This is a genomic window from Rahnella laticis, assembly GCF_015644585.1.
Classification (GTDB): domain Bacteria; phylum Pseudomonadota; class Gammaproteobacteria; order Enterobacterales; family Enterobacteriaceae; genus Rahnella; species Rahnella laticis.
Genome location: NZ_JADOBI010000001.1, coordinates 210,045 through 227,963, shown reverse-complemented (window position 1 = coordinate 227,963; position 17,919 = coordinate 210,045). Strand labels below are relative to the sequence as shown.

Below are 17,919 nucleotides of genomic sequence, written 5' to 3'. Positions count from 1 at the left end.
CTGACTGGCATTTTTATTTATGGGGGAGAATGCTTCTGGCTTCAAGCCCTGCACGCAAAAAAAAGGTCATTTTTTAGACACCGATTGCTAAGACAGGACATAAAACAAATTAAGTCTAAACACAATCTCAACAAATCGCGTTCAATTTCTCCATAATTTGCCCCGTTGCACACCTGTTTATTCTCGCCCTGTTGAAATAACCGTTACCGATATCCGGTTCACTTTGACAGGTAATCCCATGACCACTTTCAGCTACCCTTCCGCAGAAAAGGCTCCGCTTTCCGGCCTTCAGTTGATGACGGCGTTACTCTCCTGCCGCACGGTGCCGGGTCCGTCATGGAAATTACCGCGTTACCGGTTCAAATTCCTGTACCGTGCGCTGCTGCATCCGCGCCGGACCTTCGCAATGCTCGATTATCTCGCGCATCATCCGCAGCGCGATGAAATTCTGTCGGCGATGCCGAGCCTGCCGTGCAAATTGCACCGTATTTATCAGACCGCCAATATCACGCCGGAACAGGCGATGAAGCGCATTACCGATCACTACGACATGATCGGCCACTGCCTGCCGGATGCGATTAATCACGGTTATCTCAGCAAAAAAGAGATGGCGATCGCCACGCTGACCGGTAAAGAAGAGCAGCGTTATGCCATCACCTTCAACGCTATCGCCCGCCTGGATAAAGAAGGCGAAGCCACGCTGACATTCCATAATGCCGAAGGCGTTTCCATTGCCATCGTGACGTTCTCGTTTATCGAATATCAGGGGAAACCGACGCTGTTTATTGGCGCGTTGCAGGGGCCGAAGGCGAATGTGGATCATCAGGAAATACAGCGTGCGACCAAAGCCTGCCACGGGTTATTTCCAAAACGTCTGGTGATTGAAGCGCTGACGACGCTCGCGGATGTCACCGGCATGACGCAGATTGTGGCGGTCGGCAACCACACCCACATTTATGAAAATCCGCGCTATAAAAAACGCAAAGGTATGGTGTTTGCCGATTACGACAGCTTCTGGGAAACGATGGAGGCAAAACCGGGCGAAGACGGATATTTCCATCTGCCACGCCAGATTGCCCACCGGCCGCTGGAGGAAATCGCCAGCAAACGACGTTCCGAATACCGCCGTCGCTATCAGTTGCTCGATGACCTGGAAAGCCAGATCCGCCAGACCTTCACCCGCGGACACGGCAATCCGGTCACGACACAGGAAACACGGGCGGCTTAATCCGCCCTGCCGCGCGCCAGCCAGGCCACGCGGGAAAACATTTGCCGCAGCAGCGGAGGAATCGATGCGGTTCCCCGCAAAGACGCCGCCAGCGCCACATCAATGGCCAGATCCGGCTTCGAGCTGCGGTGAATCGCTTTATCGATAATTCGTCGCGGCGCCATCGGCACATTCGCCGCTATCGCCGAATTCTTGCGATACACGTCCTCAAACCCTTCACGATACAGGAAATACTCAATGTCCTGCGCCGGTAACGCCGTCAGTCGGTAACGCAGCGTATCGTCATGATTTTCCACGTTGGCAATGACCGTCGCCGCGTATTTGCGCCCGGCTTCGTCACCGTCGACCAGCGCATGCCACTCGATGCCCATCTGCCGGGCGAAACGCAGCAACGGCTTCAGTCCGCACTGCGCAAACTCAATCACCTTAATGCCTTCAGATTCGAAATGATAACCGCACTGTCGCGCCAGCTGATTGAGCAACCATACTTCCGTTTCGCCTTCCACCAGCAGCCAGCAGCGCGCAAACAAAGACGAAGGCCGGTTAAAGCGAATATGGAAAGCAATCCGGCGGCTGTCTTCCATGCTCAACCCTTCCGGCCCGATACCGTAAGCCGCGACGCGCCCTGACTCACGCACCAGCCTGCAAATCTGCTCAACCGGCACCAGCGAAAGCAAATCGCCGGAATTGGTCGTCGTGATCCGTTGCAACGGCAGCTGATCCAGTAATCCCCACGCCACCGACAGCATGATCGGATGCAGACGGGTTTCGGGGTCTTCAATCAGCAATAAAGGCCGTGCGTCCGGATGCAGCACCACTGAACCCTTCGCCTGCAATAAAGTGGAAAACATGCCCAGCAGCATCACCCGCATGCTGCGGCTGTTCGGCTCTGCAATCATGCGGTTGATGTTATCCAGCGAGCGCCACGCCCGGCGGCTCTCGGCGCGGCCATGCCGTTTTTGCTGCCAGGGCATGCTGTTTGATGTGCCCTGCTCGGCAAAATAATGCTCCAGTAACTGCTGCATCGCCGACAGCCCGCTGCGCAGTTCGCTGTTGGTCAGCGTTTGCGGGTTATGCACCAGCCCGCGTGTCAGTTCGTCGAGCTGTTTCGCCAGTTCTTCATTATTGACCGCTAACCGAGGCGCCAGCGTTTCGCTGCGCAGACGCCGGATAAACCGCGCATCGCGTAAACGCAGTACCGGATTGAGACGGATCAGCGCCTGCGCCAGCGGGTCGATCGTCGTCAGATTTAGCGGCTGACCGTTGGACGACAGAAAACTGCGCAAGGTCATCACGCTGCCGTCATCGTCCAGCTCGCCTTCCAGCCGGTAATAAATCCGGTTCAGCTTGTCGGCACATTTCACCCATAAAGGGGATAACGGATTAAATCGCGGTGACGTATGGTGCCCTGCCTGGTTTTCACAAAACGTAAACACGACGTGCAGATACTGTGATTTGGATTCCTGTTCCCCGGCGGGAAAGTAGAAATCCTCCTCTTTGAAGCAGTAAAGTTTGGGTTCAGGTGAAAGCAGCAGTGTGAGGGCGTCGAGCAGGCTGGATTTACCCCAGGCGTTTTCACCAATCAGAACCGTATTGGTCAGGAAGGATTCTGCCTGTCCCTGACTGGCAGAACCGGTAATTGAAGCGCCCCGTTGCGCGGGCTGAGTCAGTGTCAAAGACAGCCGGTTGATACCCCGAAAACCGACAATATCAATATGTTCCAGATACATCAGACGCCTCCTGTGCGCTCAGTGCTTCCCTGAGCATGGCGTTAAAAAAGGGTTCAGGTCAAGCCCGCAGAACGCGCTCTGCGTGCCGAAGCCGCTTTACAGTCTGATTACTTTTCGTTAGCGTGTCGGGCGGCATTTTCTGTGTCGCGCTCCGTTCATGGAACCTCACTTTTCAGGGATTTTTGCATTATGTATTCCGGGCTGTTAATTATTCTTTTGCCACTGATTGTCGGTTATCTCATTCCGCTCAAAAACCGGTCCCTGCTGCATCTGGTTAACCAACTGCTGAGCTGGATGGTGTACGTCATTCTTTTCATTATGGGCATCAGTCTGGCTTTCCTCGACAATCTCAGCGCGAATTTATTGCTGATTTTCAAATATGCCGCCGTCTGCTTCCTGTGCATTTTCGTGATGAACTACGCCGCGCTATGGTTGCTCGAACGCCGCCGTCCGTGGAAAACCCAGCACAAGCAGGAAAAGCTGCCTTCACGCGTCCACATGGCGCTGGAATCCCTGAAACTTTGCGGCGTCGTCATCCTCGGTTTTGCACTCGGCCTGACGCAATGGCACTGGCTGACCTTCGCCTCACAGGCCAGTGAAATCGCCCTGTTATTCCTGCTGGCGCTGGTGGGGTTGCAACTGCGCAACAGCAGCATGACGCTGCGCCAGATTATCCTCAATCGCCGCGGCATGATGGTCGCGATCGTGGTGGCAGTCAGTGCGTTAATCGGCGGTGCGATAGCCGCCCTGCTGCTCGGTTTGCCGCTGAAAACCGGTCTGGCGCTGGCTTCAGGTTACGGCTGGTATTCCCTTTCCGGTATCGTTCTGACGGATTCGTTCGGGCCGGTGATTGGCAGCGCCGCGTTCTTCAACGATCTGGCGCGTGAGCTTTGCGCCATCATGCTGATCCCGACGCTGGTTCGCAGCAGCCGTTCAACCGCACTGGGCCTGTGCGGCGCAACGTCGATGGACTTCACCCTGCCGGTATTACAACGCAGCGGCGGGCTGGATATGGTGCCGCCCGCGGTGGTTCACGGTTTTGTATTAAGCCTTATCGCCCCGGTGCTGATGGCCTTTTTCTCCGCCTGATGTCTGCCCTTCCCGCTGTTTTCTGACAGCGGGAAATACCCCTGCAAAAATTGCTTTAAATCAACTTCCCCCCACTTTGTCTTAAAAACCCCTTCATTTCTTTTCCCGGCAGTCTTAGGCTTGCATCAAAACAAGCATTTCAAATGCAACTTTATAAAAGGATCGAATGATGTTTTGTGTGCAATGTGAACAAACAGTCCGTACCCCGGCGGGCAATGGCTGCGCTTATGCGCAGGGTATGTGTGGTAAAACCGCTGAAACTTCCGATTTGCAGGACTTGCTGGTCGCCGTTTTACAGGGCTTATCGGCCTGGGCGCTGGCGGCGCGCGGTTACGGGATTGTCGATGAAGACATTGACAGCTTCGCGCCACGGGCCTTTTTCTCCACGCTGACCAACGTCAACTTCGATTCCGACCGTATCGTCGGCTACGCGCGTGAAGCGATTATTCACCGTGAAGCGCTGGCGGTTCGCTGCCGTCTGATGGATCCGGAAATCACCGTTGATCACCCGCTGGCGGCGCTGGAACTGGTCAGCGATAACCTGAATGACCTGCAACAACAGGCTCAGCAATTTGCGCTTAACGGCGACAAAGCGCAGATCGGCGATGACATTCACGGGCTGCGCATGTTGTGCCTGTACGGCCTGAAAGGCGCGGCGGCCTATATGGAACACGCGCACGTTCTCGGCCAGTCGGACACTGCGATTTATGCGGAGTATCACCGCCTGATGGCGTGGCTCGGTACGCAACCTTCCGACATGGGTGTGCTGCTCGAAAACGCGATGGCGATCGGCAAAATGAACTTCGGCGTGATGGCGATTCTGGACAAAGGCGAAACGGACGCTTACGGCCATCCGCGCCCGACGTCCGTCAATGTGCGCCCGCTGGCGGGTAAAGCGATTCTGATTTCAGGCCATGACCTGAAAGATTTGCAGATGCTGCTCGAACAGACCGCCGGCACTGGCATCAATATTTATACCCACGGCGAAATGCTGCCTGCGCACGGTTATCCTGAACTGAAAAAATTCCCGCACCTGGCCGGTAACTACGGCAGCGGCTGGCAGAATCAGCAGGTTGAATTTGCCAAATTCCCCGGCCCGGTGGTGATGACCTCCAACTGTATTATTGACCCTAACGTCGGTAACTACGGCGACCGTATCTGGACCCGCAGCATTGTCGGCTGGCCGGGCGTACAGCATCTGGAAGGCGAAAATTTCGCGCCGGTGATCAGCCAGGCGTTGCAACTGGCCGGTTTCCCTTACAGTGAGATCGAGCAGGAAATTACCGTCGGCTTTGGTCGCCAGACGCTGCTCAGCGCGGCCGATACCGTGATTGATTTAGTCGCCGCCAAAAAATTGCGTCATATCTTCCTGATTGGCGGTTGTGACGGCAGCCGCGGCGAACGCAGTTACTTTACCGATCTGGCGCGCAGCGTGCCGCAGGATTGCGCGATCATGACGCTGGCCTGCGGGAAATACCGCTTCAACAAACTGGACTTCGGCACCATCGAAGGTCTGCCGCGCCTGCTGGACGTCGGTCAGTGTAACGACGCTTACTCCGCAATTATTCTGGCGGTCAATCTGGCCGAAAAACTCGGTTGTGGCGTGAATGATTTGCCACTGAGTCTGGTGCTTTCATGGTTCGAGCAGAAAGCGATTGTGATCCTGCTGACGCTGTTGTCGCTGGGCGTGAAAAACATCGCCACCGGCCCGACGGCTCCGGCTTTCCTGACCGACAATCTGCTGGCGGTACTTAACGAACAGTTCGGCCTGCGTTCGATTACGTCGGTTGAGCAGGATCTGAAAACCATGCTTGCGGAGTAAATCTGAGATGAACTTTCCTTTATTTCCTGACCAGCCGACAGCGCTGTGTCAGAACCGCATGCAGGTGTATTCCGTTACGCAGGAAACGCCCGATGTCTGGACGCTGTCGCTGATCAATCACGACGTTTATCCGTATCAGCCGGGCCAGTTTGCGCTGGTGAATATCGGCCAGAGCGGTGACGTACAGCGCGCGTATACGCTCTCTTCCACACCGGGTTTGAGCCGGTTTATCCAGCTGACGGTGCGCCGGATTGATGGCGGTGAAGGCTCCGGCTGGCTGACGCAACAGGTTAAACCGGGCGATTACCTGTGGCTTTCGGACGCTCAGGGCGAATTCACCTGTGAAACACCGCAACCTTTATTACTGCTGGCCGCCGGTTGTGGCGTAACGCCGGTGATGTCCATCGCACGCCGCGTTCTGGCGCATTCTCCGGCGCAAAGCGTGCAGGTGTTCTACAGCGTCCGCAGCCCGCAGGACGTCATTTTTGCGCAAGAATGGCAGCGTATGGCGGCGCAATACCCGCAACTTCGTCTGACCATTCTGGCTGAAAATGATGCGGCACCGGGCCAGATTGCAGGGCGTCTCAGTCAGGACTTACTGCAAAGCCAGGTGGCGGATATCGCTGCGCGCCGGGTGATGATTTGCGGGCCCGCGCCATATATGGAACTGGCCGGAAAATGGGCGGCCGAACTGGGTGTTCCGCCACAAAACATCGTTAAGGAACAGTTTCAGGCCACAGAAATGGTTGTTTCAGCAGACCAGCAACTGACGCTGACCCGCCTGACGCCGCTTGCAAACTTCCGCGTGCCGGTCGGTTCAACGCTGCTGGCCGCCATGGAACAGAACAAACTGCCGGTCACGGCAGCCTGCCGCGCGGGCGTTTGCGGCAGTTGCAAAACCCGCGTGCTTTCCGGTGAATACACAACCACCAGCCGCATGACGCTCACCGACGAAGAAGTCGCGCAGGGCTACGTTCTGGCGTGCAGCTGTCAGCTTCAGGGCGACGTCACGCTCGCCTGATCCCCGCGCCTCCCGCTGCCCGCTCATGACTTTTTACAGTCTGCGCGGGCAGATTTACAAAACTTCACCTTCCCTCCCCGCGTAATTTTGTATGGTTTAAGGCTGTGCATTCATGGATGTAATCAGTGGACTATGCTTAATCCACTTATTTAAAACCCGCCCGAAGGCTTCATACATAGCGAAAGATTACGGGCACACCGGAGGGAATCAGTTGATGAAAGAAAGCGTAGCGTCATATCTGGCGAAAACTCTTGAAGCAGCAGGCGTAAAAAGAATCTGGGGCGTAACTGGCGATTCGCTTAACGGGCTGAGCGACAGCCTGAACCGCATGGGCACCATCGAATGGCTCGGCACGCGTCATGAAGAGGTTGCCGCCTTTGCCGCCGGTGCCGAAGCACAAATCACCGGTGAACTGGCGGTCTGCGCCGGTTCCTGCGGCCCCGGTAACTTACATCTGATCAACGGCCTGTTCGACTGCCATCGCAACCACGTCCCGGTGCTCGCCATCGCGGCGCATATTCCCTCCAGCGAAATCGGCAGCGGCTATTTTCAGGAAACCCATCCGACCGAATTATTCCGCGAATGCAGCCACTATTGTGAATTAGTCACCAACCCGGAACAGCTCCCGCAGGTGCTGGCGATCGCCATGCGCAAGGCGATCCTGAACCGCGGCGTTTCCGTAATTGTTTTGCCCGGCGATGTTGCGCTGAAACCGGCACCGGAAGACGCCAAAGTCAGCTGGTATCCGCCGCAGTTGCCGAAGGTACAGCCTCAGGAGACCGAACTGGATAAGCTGGCCGAACTGCTCAATGGCGCGACCAACATTACCCTGATGTGCGGCAGCGGTTGTGCCGGTGCTCACGACGAAGTGATCAGGCTGGCGGAAACCCTGAAAGCGCCGGTAGTACATGCCCTGCGCGGAAAAGAACATATTGAATGGGATAACCCGTACAGCGTCGGCATGACCGGGCTGATCGGTTTTTCCTCCGGTTTCCACGCCATGATGAATGCCGATACGCTGATCCTGCTCGGCACGCAATTCCCGTACCGCGCGTTTTATCCGACAGACGCAAAAATCATTCAGATAGATATCAATCCGGGCAGTATCGGTGCGCACTGCCACGTTGATATGGCGCTGGTCGGCGATATCAAATCCACCCTGACCGCCGTTCTGCCGCAATTGCAGGTGAAAACTGAGCGTAAGTTCCTCGACAAAGCCCTGAAGCATTATGAAGAAGCGCGCAAAGATCTCGATGCGCTGGCGACGCCGAACGACAAACAGGCGATCCATCCGCAATATCTGGCACAGCAAATCAGCCGCTTCGCCGATGCCAACGCCATCTTTACCTGTGACGTCGGCACGCCTACCGTCTGGGCGTGCCGTTACCTGCAAATGAACGGTCAGCGCCGTCTGCTCGGTTCGTTTAACCACGGCTCGATGGCCAACGCCATGCCGCAGGCCATCGGCGCACAGGCGATTGACCGCACGCGTCAGGTGGTGGCGCTGTGCGGCGACGGCGGTTTTGCCATGCTGATGGGCGATTTCCTGACGCTGGCACAGCAAAAATTGCCGGTGAAAATTGTCATATTCAACAACAGCGTGTTGGGTTTTGTGGCGATGGAAATGAAAGCCGGTGGTTATCTGACCGACGGCACCGAGCTTAAAAACCCGGATTTCGCGGCGATTGCCGAAGCGGCAGGAATCAAAGGGATACGCGTGGAAAAAGCTTCCGACGTGGACGCGGCATTGCAGGACGCGTTTGCTTATCAGGGGCCGGTGCTGGTGGATGTCATCACCGCCACCGAAGAACTGGCGATGCCGCCGCAGATTAAATTTGAGCAGGCAAAAGGCTTCAGCCTCTACATGCTGCGGGCGGTGATCAGCGGCCGGGGTGACGAAGTCATCGAACTGGCAAAAACCAACTGGCTGCGGTAACCCCGACAGGGATATAGTGGAGAGTCAGGCGGGCACAGGTTGCCCGCTTTTTTCCTCCCCTTAACATTCACCTGGTAGAAGGATTATGACGTTGATCGATTTACGCAGTGATACCGTAACCCGCCCCAGCGAAGCTATGCGTCAGGCGATGGCCAGCGCTGAAGTCGGCGATGATGTCTACGGCGATGACCCAACGGTAAATGCTTTGCAGGACCTGGCCGCGAAACTGTGTGGCAAAGAAGCCGCGCTGTTTTTACCGACCGGCACACAGGCTAATCTGGTTGCCCTGCTGACGCACTGTCAGCGCGGAGAAGAATATATTGTCGGCCAGAAAGCCCACAACTATATGTATGAAGCCGGCGGTGCCGCCGTTCTCGGCAGCATTCAGCCGCAGCCGCTCGATATGGCCGCCGACGGTTCTATCCCGCTGGATAAAGTCGCCGCTGCCATCAAACCTGATGATATTCACTTTGCCCGCACCCGTCTTCTGAGCCTGGAAAATACGCACAGCGGCAAAGTGCTTCCGCTCGATTATCTGCAAAAAGCTTACGCGTTTACCCGCGAAAAAGGGCTGGCGCTGCACATTGATGGCGCGCGCATCATGAATGCCGCGGTAGCGCTAAACGTCGAGCTGAGCGAAATCACCCAATATTGCGACACCCTGACCATATGCCTGTCGAAAGGTCTGGGCGCGCCGATTGGTTCCCTGCTGGTCGGCAGCAAAGAGTACATCCATCGTGCGAACCGCTGGCGCAAGATGACCGGCGGCGGCATGCGCCAGTCCGGCATTCTGGCCGCGGCGGCCATTTATGCGCTGGAAAACAACGTGGCGCGTCTGAAAGATGACCATGACAACGCACAATGGCTGGCTGAACAGCTGAGCAATATCGGCGTGCAAATCGCTGAACCCGGCCCGCAGACCAACGTTCTGTACATTAAACAGAGCGCTGAACTGGCCGAAAAAATGGGCCCGTGGATGCGTGAGCGCGGCGTCATCATCAGTGCCGGACCGCTGACCCGCGTGCTGACTCACATCAATATCAGCCGTGAAGACCTGCAAAAAGTCGTCGCCCTGTGGCAGGAATTCCTGCACCAGCACGCCTGACAGTCAACCTGCCAGCGGTGGCAAGCCTTCCGGCTGCCGCCGTATTTTCATGATTTCCCCTACACTCAGAGCAAACGGATTATGCCAAGAATTGTCGTCCTCGGCGCCAGCGGATATATCGGACAACATCTGACTGCCCACCTGAGCCAGCACGGTTTCCAGGTCACTGCGGCCGCGCGGCGCATCGAATGGCTGCAACAACAAAAATGGCCTCACGTCCGTTGCTGTTTTGCGGATGTCTACCAGAGTAAAACGCTGGCCAGCGCCTTCGAAGGTGCCGATGTGCTGGTGTATCTGGTGCACGCGATGTCAGAAGATGACGACCTGCTGGAAAAAGAGCGCCAGGCCGCGCAGCACACCCTGCTGGCGCTGCGCGACTCCTCAATTAAACACATTGTTTATCTCGGCTCCATGCAGCCGGAAGGCAACCATTCCCCCCATTTACAGGCACGCAAACTGACCGGCGACTTACTGCGGATGAGCAATATTCCGGTGACAGAACTGCGTACCGGCATTGTGATCGGCGCCGGTTCAGCGGCGTTCGAAGTCATGCGCGACATGGTGTACAACCTGCCCGTTCTCACGCCGCCGCAATGGGTTCGCTCGAAATCCTCGCCGGTTGCGCTGGAAAATCTGCTGAATTATTTGCAGGGTCTGGTGACCTTACCCGCCAGCGGAAACCGTATTTTCGACGCCGCCGGGCCGGAGTACATCAGCTATCAGACGTTGTTCGAACGCTTTATTGCCCTGAGCGGAAAACGCCGCTGGCTGATCCCCGTTCCGCTGCCGACCTCTTTTGTTTCGGTGTATTTCCTCAGCCTTATTACCTCAGTGCCCACCTCACTCGCCAAAGCACTGATCCAGGGGCTGAATCACGATCTGCCCGCCGACAGTGCAGAACTTCAGGCGCTGATCCCGCAGGAGCTGATTTCGATTGATGAGGCAATCCGCCGCACGCTGGAAAAGGAACAACAGCAGGTCATGGATTCGCCCGACTGGGGCTATGATCCGGACGCCCGTTCGCGCTGGCGGCCCGGCTACGGTTACTACCCGAAACAGGCAGGCTTTACGCTGGAAACGTCGGCATCAAAAGCATCCCTGTGGAAAGTGGTGCAGAAACTCGGTGGCGCGGAAGGCTATTTTTACGCCAACGGATTATGGAAGACGCGGGCACGTATCGACGATCTGCTCGGGGGTGGCGTGCTGTATGGACGCCCTGACCGGGACACCCTGAAAATCGGCGATAAAATTGACGGATGGAAAGTGATCAGCCTGAAACCCCAGCGCGAACTGGCGCTGTTATTCGGGATGAAAGCGCCGGGGCTCGGGCGGCTGACGTTCACGATCACCGACCACGGCGAAAGCCGCAGTCTGGACGTTCGCGCGTGGTGGCATCCGGCCGGGTTCAGCGGTTTGCTCTACTGGTTCAGTATGATGCCCGCTCATCAGTTTATTTTTCGAGGCATGGCGAAACGCATCGCCAGTCTGGCCCGTCAGAAAGACCGCTGCGGAAGCTGAAAGGGTTTATTTAAAGCGCAATCGCACAGTTTCAGACATTGCTGCACCCCTTTCCCATTGCAACCCGCACAATTTCACGAAAGAATGGCGCGCTTATTGCTGAGAGGCGCCCCAGCCTTAGTAATTTCACTCATTGGGATGTACTCAAAATCATTCGGGTTGCAGCAAGGCAGCAAACGAATGAATCCCGATGAGCTGACTGGAGTCAGTGATTCGGGTGAATGAGAGCAGCGAACACCGCTGCAACGTGAAGGATGAAGAGTAGTTATGAGAGTTTTGGTTACCGGCGCCAGCAGCGGTTTAGGGCGCAATGCGGTCGAGTTTTTGCGAAATAAAGGGATTAAAGTCCGGGCGACGGGTCGCAATGCCGCCATGGGTTCACTTTTGCAAAAAATGGGCGCGGAATTCATTCATGCCGATCTCACCACGCTGGTGTCGGCGCAGGCCAAAGCCTTGCTCGCCGATGTCGATACCGTCTGGCACTGTTCCGGGCTGATGTCGCCGTGGGGCAGCGAACAGGAATTCGAACTGGCGAACGTCCGCGCGACGCGTCGTCTGGGCGAATGGTCTACGGCGTACGGCGTGGAAAATTTCGTGCATATTTCGTCACCGGCGATTTATTTCGATTTCCATCATCACCGCGACATTCCGGAAGACTTCCGCCCTCACCGTTTCGCCAACTCGTTCGCCCGCAGCAAAGCCGCCGGTGAACAGGTGATCCACACGCTGGCGATGTCCAATCCGCAAACGCATTTCACCATTTTACGCCCGCAGGGTTTGTTCGGGCCGCACGATAACGTGTTGCTGCCCCGTCTGCTGCAAATGCTGAAATACGGTGGCACACTGATGCTGCCGCGCGGTGGCGAAGCGCTGGTGGATATGACCTACGTGGAAAACGCGGTTCACGCCATGTGGCTGGCGACGCAGTCCGAATCCACAGAATCCGGGCGTGCGTTTAACATTACCAATCAGCAACCGCGTCCGCTGCGCACCATGGTGAAACAGCTGATGGAAAGTCTGGACATCAAATACCGCATTCGCTCCGTGCCTTATCCCCTGCTGGATATGATGGCGCGCGGCATGGAACGCATCAGCAAAAGCTCACACAAAGAACCGGTACTGACACATTACAGCGTCGCGAAACTGAATTTCGATCTCACGCTCGACACGCAGCGCGCACAGAAAGAGCTGGGATATGTGCCAGTGATTTCGCTGGATCAGGGAATTATCCGCACCGCCGCCTGGCTGCGCGACCACGGTAAACTTCAGGGCCTGCACGGCATCGGCCCGAAACGCGACTGACCGCCGGGTCAGCCACTTCCTCAGTTATTCGAATCCGGGAATTGCTGCAACAGCGCCAGAACAATCGCTTCTGACTGCGCATCAGCATTCCCGCGATAATCACTCTGCCTGAAATGCATCTGGAACGCCGAAATTAAACGGCGCGCCTGCTCCGGCGTCATGTTTTCCGTCACGGTATATCCGTACTGTTTCAGCAAGGTCAGCAGATGCGCCTGATCCACTGGCTGCTGCGGATTTCTGCCCGCCAGAAAATGGCTGACCCGCGCCGCATCCGGCCAGGCACCAATCCCCCGCTCCGCCATCTGTTGCCACGGGAATAATGGCCCCGGATCATCTTTACGCTGCGGTGCAATATCGCTGTGAGCGACCACGTTACGCGGCTCAATCTGATAGCGCGCGACAATGCCTTTACTCAGGTCTGCCAGCAAATCGATTTGCGCAGGCGGGAACGGGTAGAATTTTTTTCCCAGCAGCGTCGTGCTGTAGCCTTTGTTTTCCAGCTCAATACCGACGGACGTATCGTTCAGATTGGTACGTCCGCGCCAGCCGCTGGCTCCCGCATGCCAGGCACGCATGTTTTCCGGCACCAGTTGCCACGCGACCGGTTTGCCGTTTTCAAGCGGAGGTTGCGCAGGGATCAGGTAATGCGCACTGACGTGTTCATCGGTAAGCGTATTTAATGCGTTGTGGAAATCTTCAGCCGTGTAGTGGATGACCAGAAAGCGCACCCGCTGATCCATGCCCTGCGCCTGCCGCGTGGTTTCCAGCCGGTAAGGTAAATTTTTCGCCTGATCACTGCTCTGACAGCCCGTCAGGGCCAGCAGAAGCGCAGCAATCACGCCGCTTCTGATGCCCAAACGCCTCATTTCCGATGCACGATAACAGCGGTGCCGGAAACGCTGACCATCAGCATGCTGCTGTCTTTGCCCACGGTTTCATAATCGATATCAATACCGACCACGGCGTTAGCACCGCGTTCTTTCGCCTGTTCTTCCAGCTCGCGAAAGGCTATTTCACGCGCTTTACGCAGTTCTTTTTCATACGCCCCGGAACGGCCACCGACGATATCGCGTACGCCTGCGAAGAAATCACGAAAAATGTTCGCACCTAAAATCGCTTCGCCCGTGACCACACCGCAATATTCCGCGATGGTAAAACCTTCCAGGGTCGGAGTGGTTGAAATTTGCATGAGTATTCCTTATCAGTTGTCGTCCACATGTCGGAGAAAATCACCCGGATAGCATAAACGATGTATCCCGACTGAACGTATCATTTCTCTGCGCCATGCATTAAGCCAAATCGGTTTTATACTGTAGGATTAAGAAAGTCATGGTGAAAACGTTCAATCTTTCAGTAAGGAATACGATGAAAAAGAAAATTCTTGTCGCCGCCATCCCTCTGGTATTGATGTTAAATGCCTGTACCACGGTTGACCCTGCCTATAAGGATATTGGTAGCCGCAGCGCGCCATGTATCGACGGTGGCCCCGACAGCGTCGCCCAACAATTCTATGATTTTCGTATCAAACAGGGCGGCAGCGGGATCCCGAACTCCGGCCAACTCGCCGCTTACCGGCCTTATCTGAGCACCGCACTTTACGCGGCGCTGCAGAAAGCGCAGTCGCAGCCAAAAGTCGATATCGCGGCCTCGCCTAATGAGAAAGCCGGTGCAGGTTCAGGCGATGGCGACATATTTTCCAGCCTGTTTGATGGTCCGACGTCCGCCTCCGTGGACAGCGCATCCACCATTCCAAACACCGACGCCCGCAATATTCCGCTACGCGTCACGTTCACCCGCGAGAAAGATAAAGGCGCGACCACGCACTGGAAAGATGAAGTCCTGATGGTACGTGAAGGTAAATGCTGGACCGTGGATGATGTGCGTTACATGGCAAATCTGGACTTCGTCTCTAACGGAACGCTGCGCCAGGTATTGGAAAACCAGTAACCGCACTTTCTTAAAAGGCTGCCTAAGCTGACGTCTTAATGTGTCTGCATAACAGGGATTAATACTGAATATCGTCATTAACCAACATTTGCATCACAGTGATGCAACAATATCTTGTGCTACACTTTGCCACTTGGGCGGCAACACATAATTTTTAAGCCGTGATCGTTGCATAACTATGCTGTGGAAGTTACCATCTGCGGCATCAATGGCTATTCACTATTTGCGCATGAGTATTCAACTTAATAGCATCAACTGCTTCTATGGCGTGCATCAGGCGCTTTTTGACATTCAGCTCGACTGCCCTGCCGGTGAAACCCTCGTTTTACTGGGTCCAAGTGGTGCAGGTAAAAGCTCTCTGTTACGTGTTCTGAACCTGCTGGAAATGCCCCGTTCAGGCACCCTGCAAATCGCCGGTAACACCTTCGATTTCACCCGCAAACCGGATGAAAAAGCGGTCCGCGAACTGCGTCAGAACGTCGGCATGGTTTTCCAGCAATACAATCTGTGGCCGCACCGCACCGTGCTCGACAACTTACTGGAAGCCCCGATGCGTGTTCTGGGTCTGACAAAAGATGTCGCGATGCAACGTGCCCAGAAATTGCTGACCCGTCTGCGCCTGACCGATTACGCCGATCGTTTTCCGCTGCACCTTTCTGGTGGCCAGCAGCAGCGTGTGGCGATTGCCCGTGCGCTGATGATGGAGCCTCAGGTTCTGTTGTTTGACGAACCGACCGCCGCGCTAGACCCGGAAATTACCGCCCAGATCGTCAGTATTATTCGCGAACTGGCAGGCACCGGGATTACTCAGGTGATTGTGACCCACGAAGTGGAAGTGGCACGTAAAACCGCCAGCCGCGTGGTGTACATGGAAAATGGCCGCATCGTGGAACAAGGTGACGCGTCGATTTTCGCTCAGCCGAAAACCAAAGAGTTTGCGAGCTACCTTTCCCACTAAAACTGTTTCCTATCAACATATTGATTGATGTTTTCTACGGAGTAAGCGATGAAAAAATTAGTAATTGCCGCGGTTCTGGCGACCGTCAGTTTGTCTGCCAGCGCTGCTGATACCATCCGTTTCGCGATGGAAGCGTCTTATCCTCCGTTTGAGTTTGTAGACTCCAGCAATCAGATTCAGGGCTTCGACGTCGATCTGGCCAACGCCATGTGTAAAGAGATGCAGGCTACCTGCACATTCACAAACCAGGCCTTCGACAGTCTGATCCCAAGCCTGAAATTCCGTCGTTTTGATGCGGTCATTTCCGGTATGGACATCACGCCTGAGCGTGAAAAACAAGTTTCCTTCACCAACGCTTACTACGATAACTCCGCTATTTTCATCGCTCACGCCGGCCAGTTCGCTGACGTTGCGGCGCTGAAAGGCAAACGCGTCGGTATGCAAAACGGCACCACTCACCAGAAATTCCTGATGGATAAACATCCGGAAATCACTGCCGTGCCTTATGACAGCTATCAGAATGCCGTGCTGGATCTGAAGAATGGTCGTCTGGACGCTGTGTTCGGTGACACCGCCGTAGTCAACGAATGGCTGAAGCAGAACAAAAATCTGGCCGCTGTAGGTGACAAGATCACCGATCCAACTTACTTCGGTACCGGTCTGGGTGTTGCCGTTCGTCAGAACAACACCGAACTGCTGACTAAACTGAACGATGCTCTGGCAAAAGTGAAAGCAGACGGCACCTACAAGACGCTGTATTCCAAATGGTTCCAGCAATAAGTTTGCCTATCAATGACTGAATTCCAACCTTTAGCAAGCGCCGCCGGGATGACCGTCGGCCTTGCCGTTTGTGCGCTGGTCCTCGGCCTGATTCTGGCGATGATCTTCGCAGTCTGGGAATCTGCGCCGTGGAAGCCACTTAGCTGGCTCGGTACGGCGTGGGTCACTGTGCTGCGCGGTCTGCCAGAAATTCTGGTCGTGCTTTTCATCTACTTCGGGTCATCACAATTGCTGATGGTGCTGGCGGATGGCTTTAGCCTCAATCTCGGTCTGTTCTCAGTGCCGGTAAAGCTGCCCATCGAAAACTTAGAAGTCAGCCCGTTTGTCTGTGGTGTCATCGCCCTTTCGCTGCTGTATTCCGCTTATGCTTCGCAGACACTGCGCGGCGCGCTGAAAGCCGTTCCGCAAGGCCAGTGGGAGTCCGGTCAGGTGCTGGGCATGAAAAAATCGGCGATCTTCTTCCGCCTGATCATGCCACAAATGTGGCGTCACGCGCTGCCGGGCCTGAGCAATCAGTGGCTGGTTCTGCTCAAAGACACCGCGCTGGTGTCACTGATCAGCGTGAATGATTTGATGCTGCAAACTAAAAGTATCGCCACGCGGACACAGGAACCTTTTACCTGGTACGTGATTGCGGCCTGCATTTATCTGATTGTCACCCTGTTCAGCCAGTTCGTGATTAAACGCATCGAACTGCGTACCACCCGCTTTGAACGGAGTGCTTCCTGATGTGGGAATATTTACCTGAAGTCCTGAAAGGATTGCACACCAGCCTGACACTGACCGTGGCGGCGCTGATTGTTGCGCTGCTGCTGGCGATGATTTTCACCGTGATACTTACGCTGAAAGTGCCTGTTGCCAGCCAAATCGTCAAAGGCTATATCACGCTGTTTACCGGTACGCCGCTGCTGGTTCAAATCTTCCTGATTTACTACGGACCGGGCCAGTTTCCGTCTATTCGTGAAATCCCCTGGTTGTGGGAAGTGCTGTCGCAGCCCTGGCTGTGTGCGATGTTTGCGCTGGCGCTGAACAGTGCCGCTTACACCACGCAACTGTTTACCGGTGCGGTACGCGCGATCCCGTCCGGCCAGTGGCAGTCCTGCGAAGCGCTGGGCATGTCGAAACCGCAGACCCTGCGAATTCTGCTGCCGTATGCGTTTAAGCGCGCGCTTTCGTCCTATTCCAACGAAGTGGTGCTGGTCTTCAAAAGTACCTCTCTGGCGTACACCATTACGCTGATGGACGTTATGGGGCACAGCCAACTGATGTATGGCCGCACCTACGACGTGATGGTATTTGGCGCCGCCGGTCTGGTTTATCTGTGTGTGAACGGGTTACTGACCCTGATGATGCGCCTGATAGAGCGCCGTGCGCTGGCGTTTGAACGCCGAAATTAATGAACACCGGACGCCTGAAGGGACGAGAAATCGTCCCTTTTTTTATGCCTGTAAAATAGCCCGCCAATCAACACTTTAATTTTTTA

Annotated in this window: 16 protein-coding genes; 13 read left to right on the top strand and 3 right to left on the bottom strand. The window is 55.5% G+C overall.

What is annotated here, in order from left to right:
* The first annotated feature begins 238 nt into the window (after positions 1 to 238).
* Positions 239 to 1,228, top strand: coding sequence for a VirK/YbjX family protein (locus IV433_RS00880; protein ID WP_195812815.1), 990 nt, complete (start codon positions 239 to 241; stop codon positions 1,226 to 1,228).
* Here IV433_RS00880 and IV433_RS00875 read toward each other — a convergent pair.
* The gene (locus IV433_RS00875; protein ID WP_195812816.1) at positions 1,225 to 2,958 is read right to left on the bottom strand and encodes an ATP-dependent nuclease; all 1,734 of its coding nucleotides are present in this window, start codon (positions 2,956 to 2,958) and stop codon (positions 1,225 to 1,227) included. The two genes, IV433_RS00880 and IV433_RS00875, sit on opposite strands and share 4 nt — an antisense overlap.
* Positions 2,959 to 3,147: 189 nt before the next feature.
* Here IV433_RS00875 and IV433_RS00870 point away from each other — a divergent pair, with 189 nt between their 5' ends.
* The 7 genes from IV433_RS00870 (at position 3,148) to IV433_RS00840 (ending at position 12,751) form a co-directional block, all read left to right on the top strand.
* Positions 3,148 to 4,047, top strand: coding sequence for a lysine exporter LysO family protein (locus IV433_RS00870; RefSeq protein ID WP_195812817.1), 900 nt, complete (start codon positions 3,148 to 3,150; stop codon positions 4,045 to 4,047).
* A gap of 169 nt (positions 4,048 to 4,216) precedes the next feature.
* Complete coding sequence (gene hcp, locus IV433_RS00865; protein WP_195812969.1) at positions 4,217 to 5,869, top strand: hydroxylamine reductase; 1,653 nt, start codon at positions 4,217 to 4,219, stop codon at positions 5,867 to 5,869.
* A gap of 7 nt (positions 5,870 to 5,876) precedes the next feature.
* Positions 5,877 to 6,890, top strand: a complete 1,014-nt coding sequence (gene hcr / locus IV433_RS00860) for an NADH oxidoreductase (RefSeq protein ID WP_195812818.1) — start codon at positions 5,877 to 5,879, stop codon at positions 6,888 to 6,890.
* A 214-nt stretch (positions 6,891 to 7,104) separates the two neighbouring features.
* Positions 7,105 to 8,826: a ubiquinone-dependent pyruvate dehydrogenase gene (gene poxB / locus IV433_RS00855; protein ID WP_195812819.1), complete on the top strand. Its 1,722-nt coding sequence runs from the start codon at positions 7,105 to 7,107 to the stop codon at positions 8,824 to 8,826.
* An 85-nt stretch (positions 8,827 to 8,911) separates the two neighbouring features.
* Complete coding sequence (gene ltaE, locus IV433_RS00850; RefSeq protein WP_195812820.1) at positions 8,912 to 9,931, top strand: low-specificity L-threonine aldolase; 1,020 nt, start codon at positions 8,912 to 8,914, stop codon at positions 9,929 to 9,931.
* Positions 9,932 to 10,012: 81 nt separating this feature from the next.
* Positions 10,013 to 11,449 (top strand): DUF2867 domain-containing protein, encoded by a 1,437-nt coding sequence (locus IV433_RS00845; RefSeq protein ID WP_195812821.1) that lies wholly within the window; start codon positions 10,013 to 10,015, stop codon positions 11,447 to 11,449.
* A 267-nt stretch (positions 11,450 to 11,716) separates the two neighbouring features.
* Positions 11,717 to 12,751 carry an NAD-dependent epimerase/dehydratase family protein gene (locus tag IV433_RS00840; protein WP_195812822.1) on the top strand — a complete coding sequence of 345 codons (1,035 nt, stop codon included), beginning with the start codon at positions 11,717 to 11,719 and terminating at the stop codon, positions 12,749 to 12,751.
* Between the two features lie 20 nt (positions 12,752 to 12,771).
* Here IV433_RS00840 and IV433_RS00835 read toward each other — a convergent pair whose 3' ends face one another.
* Positions 12,772 to 13,617 (bottom strand): N-acetylmuramoyl-L-alanine amidase, encoded by an 846-nt coding sequence (locus tag IV433_RS00835; protein ID WP_195812823.1) that lies wholly within the window; start codon positions 13,615 to 13,617, stop codon positions 12,772 to 12,774.
* Positions 13,614 to 13,940 (bottom strand): heavy metal-binding domain-containing protein, encoded by a 327-nt coding sequence (locus tag IV433_RS00830; RefSeq protein WP_013574757.1) that lies wholly within the window; start codon positions 13,938 to 13,940, stop codon positions 13,614 to 13,616. Before IV433_RS00830 ends, IV433_RS00835 begins: the two co-directional genes overlap by 4 nt.
* A 176-nt stretch (positions 13,941 to 14,116) precedes the next feature.
* Here IV433_RS00830 and IV433_RS00825 point away from each other — a divergent pair, with 176 nt between their 5' ends.
* The 5 genes from IV433_RS00825 (at position 14,117) to artM (ending at position 17,833) form a co-directional block, all read left to right on the top strand.
* On the top strand, positions 14,117 to 14,698 hold the full coding sequence (locus IV433_RS00825) for a lipoprotein (protein WP_195812824.1): 582 nt from the start codon (positions 14,117 to 14,119) through the stop codon (positions 14,696 to 14,698).
* A gap of 229 nt (positions 14,699 to 14,927) precedes the next feature.
* Complete coding sequence (artP, locus tag IV433_RS00820; RefSeq protein WP_195812970.1) at positions 14,928 to 15,656, top strand: arginine ABC transporter ATP-binding protein ArtP; 729 nt, start codon at positions 14,928 to 14,930, stop codon at positions 15,654 to 15,656.
* Between the two features lie 48 nt (positions 15,657 to 15,704).
* Positions 15,705 to 16,436: an arginine ABC transporter substrate-binding protein gene (gene artJ, locus IV433_RS00815; RefSeq protein ID WP_101075960.1), complete on the top strand. Its 732-nt coding sequence runs from the start codon at positions 15,705 to 15,707 to the stop codon at positions 16,434 to 16,436.
* A 12-nt stretch (positions 16,437 to 16,448) separates the two neighbouring features.
* Positions 16,449 to 17,165 carry an arginine ABC transporter permease ArtQ gene (gene artQ, locus IV433_RS00810; protein WP_195812825.1) on the top strand — a complete coding sequence of 239 codons (717 nt, stop codon included), beginning with the start codon at positions 16,449 to 16,451 and terminating at the stop codon, positions 17,163 to 17,165.
* On the top strand, positions 17,165 to 17,833 hold the full coding sequence (gene artM, locus IV433_RS00805) for an arginine ABC transporter permease ArtM (RefSeq protein ID WP_120506961.1): 669 nt from the start codon (positions 17,165 to 17,167) through the stop codon (positions 17,831 to 17,833). The genes artQ and artM overlap by 1 nt, the downstream gene beginning before the upstream one ends.
* The last annotated feature ends 86 nt before the right edge of the window (positions 17,834 to 17,919 follow it).